The sequence below is a fragment of the Caballeronia humi genome (assembly GCF_001544475.1).
Taxonomy (GTDB): Bacteria; Pseudomonadota; Gammaproteobacteria; order Burkholderiales; family Burkholderiaceae; genus Caballeronia; species Caballeronia humi.
This window is the reverse complement of sequence record NZ_FCNW02000027.1, coordinates 1-13,948: the sequence shown is the minus strand read 5'-3', so window position 1 is coordinate 13,948 and position 13,948 is coordinate 1. Positions and strand designations below refer to the sequence as shown.

Genomic DNA, 13,948 nt, shown 5'->3' with positions numbered 1-13,948 from the left:
GTCAGGCCCGGTTCCAACAAAAAAATGACGGAGACTGCTAATGACGACACTCTCACGGGTTCCATGCCTGACCGCGCTCGCCCTCGCCGGCGCGATGACGCTCGCCGCGTGCGGAAGCAGCGACGACGACAACGGCGGCACCGGCTCGAACAACACGCTGCCGAATTTCGTCTCTGGATCGGTAAAGACGCTGACCTACGACGGCTCGACCGACGATCTGCTGACCGCCGGCCTCGGCAAGACCGGCCTCGCCTCGGCGACAGCGCCCACGATCGCCAACGCGCTGCAACCCACGGCCGCTGAACTCCGCCGTCTCGCGATCTATTCGAACTACCGCGCGCTCGTCGACATGACGGCGAACGGCGGCTACGGACGATTTTGGGGGCCGAACGTCGACCTGAACGGCGGGGACACACTCGGCGAAGGCAAGATCGCCGGCAAGGAATACCTCGCCTTCGCCGACGACGGCAGCGGCACGAAAAACGTCAGCCTGATGGTGCAGATTCCGGCGAGCTTCAATCCGGACCAGCCGTGCATCGTGACGGCGGCATCGTCCGGATCGCGCGGCGTGTACGGCGCGATTTCGGCCGCGGGCGAATGGGGCCTGAAACGCGGCTGCGCGTTCGCCTACACCGACAAGGGCAGCGGCAACGGCGCGCACGAACTCGCGACCAACCTCGTCACGCTCATCGACGGCACGCTCCTCGGTGCGAATGCCGCCGGCAAGACCAGCATTTTCACGGCGAACCTCGGCTCGACGTCGATATCGGCTTTCAACACGAATTTCCCGAACCGCTACGCGTTCAAGCACGCGCATTCGCAGCAGAATCCCGAGAAGGACTGGGGCAACAACACACTTCAGGCGATTCAGTTCGCGTACTGGGCGCTCAACGACTCGTACGGCACGCTCGACGGCACCACGCGCAAGGTGCGTTACGGCAAAGGGAGCGTGACGACGATCGCGGCATCGGTGAGCAACGGCGGCGGCGCGGCGCTCGCGGCCGCCGAGCAGGACAGCGACGGGTGGATCACGGCGGTCGTCGTCGGCGAGCCGCAGATCAATTTCACGCTGCCGTCGCAGGTGTCGGTGCGGCAGGGCGGCGTGCCGGTCGGCGCGTTCGGCTCGCCGCTCGCCGACTACACGACCTACGCCAACCTGCTGCAACCGTGCGCCGCGCTTGCGACGGCCGCTGCCGGCGCGCCGTATCTGAGCGCGTTGCCCGTCGCGACGACCAACGCGATCCGCACGGCGCGCTGCGCGTCGCTGGCCGTGGGCGGGCTGATCTCCGGCGGCAACACCGCGAGCCAGGCGAACGATGCGCTTTCGAAGCTGCATCAGGCAGGCTACCAGCCGGATTCCGACACGCTGCAGGCGCCGATGTGGGACTCGCAGGCGGTGCCGGCGGTCGCCGTGACGTACGCGAACGCGTACATGCAGGCGAGCGTCGCCGACAATCTTTGCAACTTCAGCTTCGGCACGACCAATCCGCTGACGGGCGCGGCGGGCGTCACGCCGCTCGTCTCGCCGATGCCGACCGTCTTCGGCAACGGTAACGGCGTGCCCCCGACCAACGGCGTGAATCTCGTCTACAACGCGGGGAATTCGGGCGCGGCGGATCACCGTTTCGCCACCGCCGACGCGAGCTACGCGGGCGCGGCGTGCCTGCGCACGCTCTGGACGACCTCGAACCCGACGATGCTCGCGAACGTCAACGCGATCCGCGTGAAGGCGAATCTGCGCGGCAAGCCCGCGATCATCGTGCAGGGACGCGCCGATGCGCTCGTGCCGATCAACCACGCGTCGCGGCCATATCTCGGGGCGAATCAGGTGGCGGAGGGCAAGTCGAGCCAGCTCGCGTTCTACGAAATCACGAACGGACAGCATTTCGATGCGTTCCTCGGCGTCGCGGGCTTCGACACGCGGTTCGTGCCGGTGCATTACTACAACATCCAGGCGCTGAACCTGATGTGGAACCATCTAAAGAACGGCACGGCGCTGCCGCCGTCGCAAGTGGTTCACACGACGCCGCGCGGCGGCACGCCGGGCGCGGCGCCCGCGCTGACGACGGCGAATCTGCCGCCGATCTCGGCGAATCCGGCCGGGGATGCGATTACGGTAACGAATGGGGCCGTGAACGTGCCAGATTGAGGTTCTTTAACGAAGACGGCCCGATCGGAGTGATCCGATCGGGCCGTTTTTGCTGGCGCATCGCCTCTCGCGCGACGCGCCGCTTTCCGCTCCCGCTCCCGTGATAAGGGTTGGAACCGGTGACGCAGGCCGACCGTCGCCGCGACCTGGCTGTTCGACGACGACGCCGACAACCCGTTGATCGCCGCCGTGATGCCCGAGTCGCCCGTGTCGCTGACGTGCTGGTAGACGCCCTGCAGATAGACATCGGTCCGCTTCGACAGCGCATAGGCCGTCTGCACGCTCACCTGGTTCCACTTCGGACTGACGCCGTCGATGCGGCCGTCGGTGAACGTGTACGCGCCCGACAGCGACCACGCCGGCGTGAAGTTGTAGCGCCCGTTCACTTCGTAGTTCGTGAAGCGCGCGCTGCCGTCGGTGAGGGTGATGCCGTTCGTCGTCCCCGATGCCGATGCGCCGATGCCGGTGGCGTCATCGAGCCGCGTCTGCGTCAAGACGAAACCCGCCTGCGCCGCGCCGAACGCATAGCTGATGCCCGCGCCGAAGGTGCGCTGGCGGCCGGCGGTGAAGGTGGCGTCGTCGCTGACGGCGCCGCTCGAGTTGAGTGTCGCGCCGGAGTTGTTCAGCTGCATGTAGCCGGCGGCCACGTTCAACGGGCCATAGTTGTACGACGTGCCGACGCTGTACGCGCGGTTCGTCGCGAAGCCGCCCGCGTCGTTCGAGAAGCCGTACAGACCGCCGAACTTGAAGCCGCCGTAGTTCACGCTCTGGTACTTGACCGAGTTGCTGACGCGGAAGGAGTTGTCGAGGTTGTCATTGTCGAACGGGTGGGCGGCCTGCGTGCCGCCGTACTGCGTGCCGGTGAGCGCGAGCGGGCCGAGGTAATCGACGACGGAATCGTACTGGCGGCCGAGCGTCGCCGCGCCGTATTGCGTGCTCGACAAGCCGACGAACGCCTGCCGGCCGAACTCGCGGCTGTTCTGGCCGGCTTGCCGTTCATGATGTTGAAGCCGTTTTCGAGGGTGAAGATCGCCTTCAGGCCGCCGCCGAGATCTTCCGCGCCGCGCAGACCCCAGCGGCTGCCGTTGACAGCGCCGCTCGTCGCCTGGACGTTGTGGGCGCCGCCTTGATTGTTTGTGTAGGTGAGGCCCGCGTCGATCAGGCCGTACAGCGTGACGCTGCTCTGCGCATGCGCCGCGCCCGCGACGGTGCCGAACACGCCAAGTGCGCCGAGCGTGATGAGAGATTTCTTCATTGCCGTTCTCCGAAAATACAGTTGGGTAACCGAGCGGGCGGACGGCGTCGTGCCGGTCGTGCCGCTCCGTTATTCGATCGATCGGTCGACGCGGATCAATCGGAGGGCGCCATTAGAACGCAGGGATTGGCTCGCGCTGTGACGGCTTTCGTTACGGTGTTTTATCGAGACGGCGCGATGTAACGCGCGGCGCGGCGCGGGATGGGACGCGCGGGCCTTGTGCGATGCGGGTCGTGGGGGAGCGGCTGAGCGTGACGCGCGTAACGAGGGTCACGCGCGGTCACGACGGGGAACAATTCGAAAGGACTTCGCCTGCGGTTATTGCGCGGTGGTCGGCGAAGACGCAGCGACGGGCGCCGAGGCGGCGATCGCATCCGATGCGCGGATCGCCGTGGCGGCGGCAGCGGGGGCTTGCACGACGATCGACGTCGGCGTGAGTTCGGGCAAGGTGAGGATCAGCGAGGGCGCGAGGGTGCGCGTCTTGATGTCGTCGCCGAGGACGGGTGAGCTGCGCGGCACGGTGTGCAGGTAGTGGCTCATCAGCGTGAAAAAACGCTCGTAGAACTTGCCTGCGGGCACCGTTTCACTCGAAATCTTCACCATCGCGTCGCTGTTCGAGCGGATCGGCAGCGACAGCGAGCCGAGGACGCTTAAGCCGACGCTCGCCGACGTGTCGCTTTTCTTGAGCGCGTAGCCGTCCTGGACGGCGTTCACGTACGCGATGCTCGTGTTGGTTGCGTTCTCGCCCGGCGTGCAGACGACGTGAAACGACACTACCACGTGCTTCTCCGACGACGGCTGGAAGTTTTTGTTGGCATCGACGGTATCGGGCTGGGCGAGCGTCGTCATGAATCCCTGCGACAAGAGCGCGCGGCGGGCGGCTTCGCAGGCTTCGCTCGCGGGGGCGTCGAAGTTGCGCGCGTAAGGGCTCGGACCGGTGCTGAAGAGCTCCTGCTGGTAGCTTGGGGCTTGAGTCGCGTCCTTGCTGGCGCAGGCGGCGAGGGCTAGCAGGGGGAGGAGCAGTGAAAGGCGGGGGCGCATAGGCGGCGGGATTTTCGGATGGGATCGGCGGGGTAGATTGTAGTTCGGGTGGGGGCGGACATAAAAGCGGCTGAGTTTTGACGTGGAAAATGGAACGGGCAAGGGAGGCGGTGGTCGTTTCGTTTGGTGCGCTCGCTTCAGGAAACGACCATGCGGCGATGCGCCTGAGGAGCTGTTCGTGGCGTGGGCGGGTTTCGTCAAAGGGCGCAGAGCCGTCGCCAAACGTACGGTATGCCGTCGGGAAGCCTTCAAACTCTTGAATCGTCTAGGTGCCGTCCGCGCAGATGATGGCCGAGGAGCGTGTCAGAAATTTCGCGTGCTGAGGCCGATTAATAACCTCAGATAATGGCGCTGGTGAACCGCTCGCCGAACAGAATGGCGAACTGATTGACCGCTTGCCGCCAAGTGATAGGCGGCATCTTCCAATCCTTCGATGTTGCGCAAGGCCAGATACAGCAGCTTGCTGGCGGCTTCGTCGCTGGGGAAGTGGCCGCGGTTCTTGACGATCTTGCGCAACTGCATGGGCATGCTTTCAATGGCGTTGGTATTCGGCATGATATAGCCGGTGCCTCACGCTCCCTCGCCACGCACCTCGGGCGGATAGGCGAAGAACGGGATCGCCTGTTCCCATTGACTCTGCCATATTGCCACCACGGTGGAAATTTGCGGCCCCAGTCGCTTTGAGAGAATGCGTCAAGCGCGGCTGCCGCCGCTTCGGCCGTGGCAGATTTAGCGAATTGCGGATCAGATGCACGATGCAGGTCTGGATCTGGGCGGCCGGATGAACCGCCTCGATCGCTTCGGGGAAGCCGCGCAAGCCATCGACCACCGCAATCAGGATGTCGTGCAAACCGCGGTTCTTCAACTCGTTGAAGACCTTCAGCCAGACCTCGGTTTGCTCGATCCATAGGCCCAGCACTTCCTTGCGGCCATCGGCGCGGATACCCAGTGCCAGTACACCGCCTTGTTTTTGACCGTGCCTTCGTCGCGAATCTTCAGCCGCAGCGCGTCAAAATACACGATCGGATACATCGCCTCGAGCGGTCGTTGCTGCCATTGCTCGATCTCGGCCAGCACTTCATCGGTGACGGTGGAAATCAGGTCCGGCGACACCCACAGCCCGTACAGCTCCAGCAGATGGCCCTGGATCTCGCGCACGCTCATGCGCTCGGCGAGTTGCTTCTTGAGCAGGCCAGTCAAGCCCGATTCATCGAGAATCGACTCGGCACCCATGTTCTGCATCTGGGCCAGCAGTTGATCGGGGACCCATGCGGCACGTGCGGCCATTGAGCCTCGGAGTGTCGCCGCAGACTCGCCGCGCCGGATCAAATTTGTATTGCTTCATTACCGCTGTTGTCCGGGCTTTGCCACCCGTTCAAGCGCTTGGATCCGCGGCCATTCTCGTGGGTGCCGGGCTCGCCGACCCATAGATGCGCCTACGTGAGCAGATATCTATGCCAATCGGTTGACTGCGGATACACACGGAGGCCATCGGCTTGTGGCGCGATCTGGTCTAGTGGTACGGCCTTTGATGGTGGCGCTAAATGCAAGAAGCCACTCAAAGAATCAAGCAGGCGGTTGCGACGCGCTCAGCGTGCTGCCAATACGAGGCAAAGCGTTCGCGAGATAGAGCGATAGCGAAAGAATTCTACGCACCAAAAACGGACTTCGACGATAAGCCCCTAAAGAAGGGCGTTTTACCGTGCCAAGGTAACAAATGTAACAGTTTGTTTCGTTATACAAATATTTGATACGGGTTACTTTCTGTTTTTAGCGTTATTTAACGGCACTAAGCACGGTATATATTTCCTGAATATAATGCGTCACATTGTCAATCAGGAATATTTACCAATGAATGATTCAAAAAGTAACCTTAGTAAGGTAATAAATACCTATCAGGCTGCGAATGATGTGCGTACGTCTAATTTCCCGCGTAGGCGATTTCTTGCTCTGCTGATTGCCGGGGCGGGGTCTTCCGCCTTAACCGCATGCGGCGGCGAGGGAAACGGGGACGACGGTGCCGACATCGCAGGGGTTTCGAAGCTGGCAGCCACAACATCTCCCGACGGTACGACAATTCCGTCGGCAACGTCCATCGTCGACGACGCCGGCAATATGTGGACGCTCGTTAGCAATCGGGTCACGCGAAACGGCACGTCGATAGCGACCGGTTCGCCCAAGGCGCTGACGATGTTGCTCTGGTACGGCGGCGGCGTCTACGCGATGAACACCGACGGCAACTGGTACAAGAACGGCAACCCGTGGGCGTCTCTCGGCGCGAACGACCCACGCCCGAAGGTCGATGCAGCCTCGCTCTCGCTCTTCTACGGCCTGAACGGCCACATGGCCTACAACTCCGGCATCTATAAGACAGTCTCGCCGGCGCAGCAGTTGGCACTGCTGCAGGATCTCGGCGCAACCATTTATCGCTGTGACACTGCGGGTGCCGGTATGTCTCAGGTGCTAGCCGACGCGCTGAACGGTCCTTTCAGGGGCAGTGGCGTTCAGATCATGCCGGTGCTCAATCCGAGGTCCGCAGGGTGGGACGTCACGAGCACCGAAGCCGCGGCCTATACCCTCGGCTACAACCTCGGCGTCAACTGCACGAAACCGTTGAAGGGCCTCGTGAAGTACATCGAATGCGGCAACGAATGCGACGTGGCGTTACATATTAAGGGCAACGGTGCCTCGACTTCCGACTGGAGCCCCGCCTATTGGCCATCGTTCCGGGGCGTGATCCGCGGCATGATCGACGGCGTAAAGGCAATCGACGCAACGATCCAGGTCGGCGTGAACGTCGGCATTCCAATGGCCTATCGCGCACAGCAGATGTTGTGGAACGGCATCTCGCCGGACGGCACGGAAGCAGGCGTCGGCGGCGCAGCCCAGATACGCTGGGACTACACAACGTATCACTGGTACAAGAGCTCGTACGACATTCAGAAGGCGGGCGGCACGGCGGCAACCGACATTCTGCAAGTGCTGAAGGACTCGTTCGGCAAGCCGATCTGGCTGACGGAGTTCGGCTGGTCTGGCTCGCTGGATACGCCCGAGTCGGCCGCGGTCTACGTCACCAGTTCGATGAAGCAATACCTGTCCGTGAAGGATAAGTACAACATCCAGAGCATCATGATGTACTGCATTATCGACCCGAACTACGGTCTGATTCAACCTGATGGCGTGACGAAGAACCCGGCATACGGAGCCTTCAAAGACTTCGTCGCGGCGAATCCGGTTTGAAGCCTGAGGCACGTGCTTGCTTGTCGGCCGGAAACGTAAGTCCGGCCGACCGGGTTTAAGGCTGAGCTTGCCCTAAGCCAGGGTCCAAGCGTCAACGCGATTAGCGGGATGGGGCGATGCGACCGATGACGTGCAGTAGGTAGGCCTCGGGATTGCGGACAATCGGTTTAATTGCAGATTGCCGCGCTGCGTTGGACGCAGCTGTTAGAACTGAAGTGCAGGCAGCTCTTTCGGCCAAAAGCAAGCTCGCGCTCACTCTGCCCGTATCGCGCAAAAGTTGAAGTCCATTACCGCTGGCCTCCACTGCGTGGACCCGCGTCAAGGTTCGAAATGTCGAGGAGCGCGGTGGGGGTCGCGTAGTGCGTTTCGAGGTCCCCGGCGGCCACCCAAATTCCCCTATATGAACGGCCGCTTTTGCGCCAGCTTTCTCATGTACAACAGAGCAGGATAGGTTGCAGCTCTTTATGCGACCTTGTCGCAGCCATGCCGCCGCTGCGGGTCCCTATGAAATCCGCTGGCTCGTGCCTCATTCCGGGGAAGAGCTCGAAGCTCGTTGGAATTTCCAGGTTTCACGAGTCCCGGTCCTACCTGTGCTGTCAATACACTCGATTGCCAACGCAACCTTGGACAGACTATCCTGTTTCAGAGAGTTGTTTGTTGAATACAACGACTGCTCAAACCGGCTTAATGCTCGCGTGATCTTTGCGGTTGTGGTGCAAATTCGGTAGGCTGGCGAGAAACCGCCCGTAACTCAGAGAACTCAACGAGTTGAAAGTACCGCCGTCCAAATCGAGGGAGCAGTGGTATCTTTGAGATGCACACAGGTGAGATCGAATTGTCCTTTGCGAATGCGATGCATCAGCTCGATGCCAGAGATGGTGACGGCCGCGTTGCGGAAGCGTTTGAACCCGAGCATCACGTTCACCCGCGATTTGATGTGCCGATGATCTTGCTCGATCAGGTTGTTCAGGTACTTCGAGGATCGCAATTTCGTTCGCTGGGGCAGCACCCGGCAGTTTTCATTTCGCGGACGGCTCGATGCGAGGCTGCGTACCCGTCCAGGGTGATCTTTGCGGGAGCCCGCCCCTGAGTTCTAATCGCCTTCACGAAGAACGCCTTTGCTGCAGCCACATCGCGCCTGGCGCTGAGGCGGGAAATCGATCGTCTTTCCCGTTCGGTCAACTGCGCGGTAAAGATAGGTCCATTTGCCACGGATCTTCACATAGGTCTCGTCGACTCGCCACGACTGACCGGCCGCCGCGGCGAACCGATTCCAGCGTTTGACAAACTCCGGCGTGTAGCGCCTCACTCAGCGCATGATCGTCGTGTGCACCAGCGAAAGGGCCGCGCTCCGCCATCATTTCAGCAAGATCTCGGAAGCTCAGCTTGTAGCGCAGGTACCAGCGCACGCAAAGGATGATGACTTCGCGGTCGAAACGACGCCTATTGAACAACCCGTCGATGTCCTTCAGCTTGCTCATTGGCTCGTGCTGGTCAAAAGATCGAGCGTAACAGACCGACGCATCGGAATTGCACCACAACCGTTCGGCGGGCGCCGGCGGCTGGAGCTTACATGATTGCGCGCGGGCCGGAGATGCAGTCGCCGTTTTCGGATTTTGGATGCAGTCCCGTACGAGGAAGAGGACATTAGAGATCTGCACGGCGAAGCAGCTTGGTCTCGCGCCTTCCGAAAACGCTTCCGCGAGACGCAAACGGCCACGGGAGAATGTCGGCCGCGTCCCGAGAATTCGAGCTAGAGTTTCGCGCCATTGGGAGGAGGCGGAAACTCGCGCTTCCCGTTCGACAGCACGTGGCAGCAACTGGCGTCCGAGGAGTATCGGCGCATGATCGAGAATCTTCAGGCGCAATGCGGCCGGCGGGAGCCGCTTTGCGGGATGTCGTCGTCTCTAGCCTGTAGACAATGCGCGGCGTGCAGTTCCCCATGGCGGTGGGCATGCTAGCAGCACTTTGGAGATCTGTCGCTTCGCGCACCAACGCCAGCTGATGGCCCGGCTGGCAGTTACGCCGTCCGAACACTCGTCGGGCGAGAAACGCCGACAGGGCAGCATCATCAAGAACGGAAATAGCTACGCCAGAAAGCTCGCCAAGGCGTTAAGTATTGCTGGATACCGATGCGCTCGACATCTGCACGACCGCACAGATGCCCGGCAGATCTGTGGCAGTTACGACGGAGACCCAGCAGGCGGCACTTGCGCTGCACCGAATCCGGCAACAGAAGATCAAGTCTCGCACCATAGCGAAAATAGCATTTACACAAGTGATTCGACGCGCCGCGTGCACTTTGGATTCCGCTGGTAGTGCGAAGCTTGTTAAACGCTTGCATGATGCTTTCGTGTAGCCTATTAAAGTGAGGTCGATGGGCATCGTATTCGCTCCCATTCTGGCCGCGACTTGTCAGCTTCTCTAGGGTTCGTGGTGTCCGAACGTCGGCGCACTTTGGCTATCGGTGGGAGATGTGATCAAACGCTAATGGTTCCATCGGTGTGGTTCCGGGATTTACGCGAAGTGGAGAGACGACGTGAACAGGATACTTGTCAATTCTTTAGTATTGCTGGCAGCTGCTTACGGAACCTGGCCGGTGGCGGCCGAGGAAGAAGACCGCGGTCGTCATGATAGGGACTTTTTAGGCGCAAAACTTTTTGCCGCTAATGGCAAGTTCGTCGGCAAAGTGGTGTATTACGGGTGGTCCAGTGAGGGCGGAGTACTTCTCAAGATTAACGGCGTACTGGTCTATGCAGGGATCAATCGTGTTACGACACCTCCTGGATCGGGTCTGTATTCTGCAACCCAGATGCAGTGGTCTGGCGATTCTCCTACTTATACCGTTCCGAATTGTTCAGGCACGGTCTACATTGGCTATCCGTCGGGACCATTCCGCCCGACAGCTACCGTCCGCAGCGGAGCGACAGCCGTGCTTCACATCGGCAGCGTCTCCCCTCAACAACTTGTAACGGTGCGCTCGGAAAACTATGCGGGTACTTGTTATAACTACGACTATACATATCAAAAGGGAGTATGGACGGTAGAAAGCACCTTCGATTTGACACAAAACTATCCGGAGCCACTGCGGATTGAGCCCTGAAGAACATCTATTTCCAGACCGATGAGCCTTTGGGAGGACAAACTAAGTCCTTTCGTTTCTTGATTTTGTTTTTATACTTCCGCTTACTCATACGTTCGACAGCCGCTAAACACCGGACGGGCGCGGCGACGATTCTGTCTTGGAGCAGCTTTCGAGTAGTGGAACACGATGTATGTGCTTCACTACGAGGGCAATGGCGCTGTCGGGCTCCCCGGCAGCAGCCAGCACGAACTTTGCGAGAAAGCAAATGAAGAAGGTTAGCCACCCCTTGAAGGTCGGCATGCGAGGCACGGCGGTCGTGCGACTACACGACGCCTTGCAGCTATGTCTAGATCTCGGAATTCTCCTTGCAGAATCCCCGCGCGATCGTGCGCAGTTCGCTCTCGCCCTGGCACACGATCGTGCGCGCGCCCTGTATGGCGATGCTACGGCTACGCTAGTCAACCGGTTCCAAGGTGAGCACCGTCTTCTAACCAACGGCGAGGTAGACGCCGCGGTAGCGGATGCGCTGAATGAACTTATGCGCGGATGGGATAGCGTGACGCTTCACTAAACGTCGCGAGTTAGAAGTTCGCTTACGCCAACTTATATAGGGCGTTTTCGTCTTGAGATCGTCGCTTAGGGTGACGGGCTAAAACTGCATCATTCCAAAATGGGCTCCTTGCGGAGCATCGGTCGCCCGTTTTATCCTTGCACTAAGAGCATCATGACTTCAGTTCGGGGACCGCGACGCAACATCCATCCAGATCTTTCAGAGTCTAAAACCAGGCTCGGGTCGGCTCGTGCGCGAGGGCCGTGCGCGAATGCTCTCTGTTTAAATTACCGTCGCCCGGTCCGGCGTTGTCCAACGCGTGTTTAACTGACACAAGTCATCATCGTTGCGCAACGCTCTCACCGGACAATCCAATGGAAAATTTGATGCCTAGCGAAATTCGATTTCTTGACCCTGCGATCAACGCTGGAATGGCCGTTTTAGCCCCGTTCAAATGCGCCGTCTGGGGCCAGCAAGGCCGCAAATAACGAATGAATCAACACATTTCAGGGTTTATTTCAAGCAGCGGCCCTTGAGTTCATTTCGTCGGTTTATCCCGCATTGCATGTGCGACAGCGCACGTTAATATGAGCGTAGTTTGAGTAGATTTCCTTATCAATGTCGCGGCCGAGACGACCTATAGTCTCATGAACCGTTCAACTTCCACGTTGCGCCTTGGTCGCAATGTATTTACCAGGCCAAGCGAGAGACTCGCTTGCGCCAAAGCTAATAACATTCACGGCGTTTCGAGAACACTCCATCTTCCAGGATGTTCACCTGTATTCAATGATTGAGCAGGGCTCCCCGCTGGAGAATTTCATGAGCCATTTAAAACTTGACCGACGAACGTTCCTGGGTGGAGCGGCCTCGGCATTGTCTCTCGCTGCGCTTCCGAGCTTTGCTCAGATAAGCGGGCAACGCCGTCTCGAATGGCAGCAATTTAAGGTCGCTCCCGACAACCAGTACAGCTCGTTCCTCTATGCCGTAGGCCTCATGCGCGGCAATAACAACGCGAATGACCCGAATTCGTGGCAGTATTGGGTCAATGTGCATGTTAATTATTGTCCCCACAGAACACCGTATTTTCTTGCTTGGCACCGGGGATATCTTTGGTATTTCGAACGACGCCTGCAGATCATCTCAGGCAATAACAGGCTCATGCTGCCCTATTGGGATTGGTACAGAAATCCGACAATCCCGAGCGAGTTCACTACGCTCGCTAATCTTTACCCGAGCAATTCTCGGGTAAACACCAACGTCTATAGCGCATTAGACCTGACGCCATTCCAAGCCTCGACGGTGAATTTCCAGCGCGGCACGGTGAACTCGTTTGAAGAGCGCTTCGAAACGCGTCCGCACAATCCTGTGCACAACCTAATTGGCGGTTCGATGGCGACTATGCAGTCGCCGCTCGATCCGATCTTTTTCCTGCACCACTGCAACGTCGACAGGCTGTGGCACGCATGGGCGCTGCCCGACGGCCGTACGATGCCGGTGACAAGTTCGCCTTACTGGAGCGGTGCCCCCGCGTCTTTCGTTTATGCGCCGGGCCTCACAATGCCGAAGGTCGAAACGTACTCCCCGCGCCGGGCCGGCACCATCAGAACCACCGCCTACGACTATGACAACACCTCCCGGCCCACGTCACTGCCGCAGCAAGCACAGGCGGGCCGCATCATTCGGGTCCAGGCGGAGGGCCCGCAACTTCGACAACGCCCGCCGCTCGGCTTGTTCAAGGCGACGCCAGCTCGCGACATCACCGCGGACGAGCGCGCGATCGGCGGGGTGAAAGGCGTCGCGCTGAACGAACAGTCGATCAGCGCGCTTGTGACGGCCGAGGCGAGTTCGGTGCAGTCAATCCAGGACGTCATCGCGACGACCGAGGAGGAGTTTCCCGATGCCGGAACGACAAGCGCGTCGGCGCCCGCTGACACTTCGGCCAGTACATCGAAGGCGAAAAAATTCCGCTCGGCTAAAGTCGTGCTCGACAACGTCGCGATCACGAACGCGGGCGCATCCGGCGGTTACTTCTACAAGGTGTATCTCAATCTGCCAGAAAATGCAGATATCGATACAGTCGGTCCAAAGCACTTTCTCGGTACGCTCGGAGCCTTCGAAATTGCCGGCGAGGCGCATCATGGATCGGTAACGCTCGAATATCCGGCAACAGGAGCAATGGTGAAGATTCGCGCGAGGCCCACGCGCGAACATGTAATCTCGTTTGTGCGGGTGGACGGCACTAGCGCTCCGACAGGCCAAGTCATCGCGGCCGGCGAACTGCGCGTTGAGTTGTCAACCGAAGCACCGTTCATCAAGTCGAAGAAGGTCAAACCGGGACGCAATGACATCCCATATTGAGGTTACCGACGCGTGACCGTGGAAAGGTCTGCATAGGTGATCGCTTGCGAGGTAACCGTCCGGGTTGTGGTGCAAATCGGTAGGCTGGCGAGAAACCGCCCGTAACTTAGAGAACTCAACGAGTTGAAAGAACCGCCGTCAAATCGAGGGCGCAGTGGTATCTTTGAGATGCACACTGGTGAGATCGAATTGACCTTTGCGAATGCGATGCATCAGCTCGATGCCAGAGATGGTGACGGCCGCGTTGCGGAAGCGTTTGAACCCGAGCAT

The 13,948-nt window shown here is 59.9% G+C and carries 5 protein-coding genes and 5 pseudogenes; 5 read left to right on the top strand and 5 right to left on the bottom strand.

Annotation, left to right across the window (positions count from 1 at the left end; all coding sequences use genetic code 11):
- Positions 1–94 precede the first annotated feature (94 nt).
- Entirely contained in the window at positions 95–2,149 is a 2,055-nt protein-coding gene (locus AWB65_RS21755) for a D-(-)-3-hydroxybutyrate oligomer hydrolase (RefSeq protein ID WP_327358677.1), read from the top strand.
- 113 nt (positions 2,150–2,262) lie between these two features.
- Here the strand turns inward: AWB65_RS21755 and AWB65_RS21750 are convergent.
- From AWB65_RS21750 to AWB65_RS35715, 3 genes and pseudogenes are all read right to left on the bottom strand, one after another.
- Positions 2,263–3,404 (bottom strand): annotated as a pseudogene (locus AWB65_RS21750) (porin); the annotation flags it as partial.
- A gap of 318 nt (positions 3,405–3,722) precedes the next feature.
- Positions 3,723–4,445 carry a DUF2242 domain-containing protein gene (locus tag AWB65_RS21745; protein WP_087669110.1) on the bottom strand — a complete coding sequence of 241 codons (723 nt, stop codon included), beginning with the start codon at positions 4,443–4,445 and terminating at the stop codon, positions 3,723–3,725.
- A gap of 338 nt (positions 4,446–4,783) precedes the next feature.
- Positions 4,784–5,732: pseudogene (locus AWB65_RS35715) on the bottom strand (IS256 family transposase).
- A gap of 564 nt (positions 5,733–6,296) precedes the next feature.
- Here AWB65_RS35715 and AWB65_RS21730 point away from each other — a divergent pair.
- Complete coding sequence (locus AWB65_RS21730) at positions 6,297–7,685, top strand: glycosyl hydrolase (protein WP_159907735.1); 1,389 nt, start codon at positions 6,297–6,299, stop codon at positions 7,683–7,685.
- A 760-nt stretch (positions 7,686–8,445) separates the two neighbouring features.
- Here the strand turns inward: AWB65_RS21730 and AWB65_RS21725 are convergent.
- Positions 8,446–9,166: pseudogene (locus tag AWB65_RS21725) on the bottom strand (IS6 family transposase).
- Between the two features lie 306 nt (positions 9,167–9,472).
- On the opposite strand from AWB65_RS21725, the pseudogene AWB65_RS21720 reads away from it, so the two are divergent.
- From AWB65_RS21720 to AWB65_RS21705, 3 genes and pseudogenes are all read left to right on the top strand, one after another.
- Positions 9,473–9,788, top strand: a pseudogene (locus tag AWB65_RS21720) (transposase); the annotation flags it as partial.
- A gap of 436 nt (positions 9,789–10,224) precedes the next feature.
- Positions 10,225–10,788: a hypothetical protein gene (locus AWB65_RS35710; RefSeq protein ID WP_125474167.1), complete on the top strand. Its 564-nt coding sequence runs from the start codon at positions 10,225–10,227 to the stop codon at positions 10,786–10,788.
- 1,351 nt (positions 10,789–12,139) lie between these two features.
- On the top strand, positions 12,140–13,678 hold the full coding sequence (locus tag AWB65_RS21705; RefSeq protein WP_159907732.1) for a tyrosinase family protein: 1,539 nt from the start codon (positions 12,140–12,142) through the stop codon (positions 13,676–13,678).
- Positions 13,679–13,816: 138 nt separating this feature from the next.
- On the opposite strand, the pseudogene AWB65_RS38025 reads toward AWB65_RS21705, so the two are convergent.
- Positions 13,817–13,948 (bottom strand): annotated as a pseudogene (locus tag AWB65_RS38025) (IS6 family transposase); the annotation flags it as partial.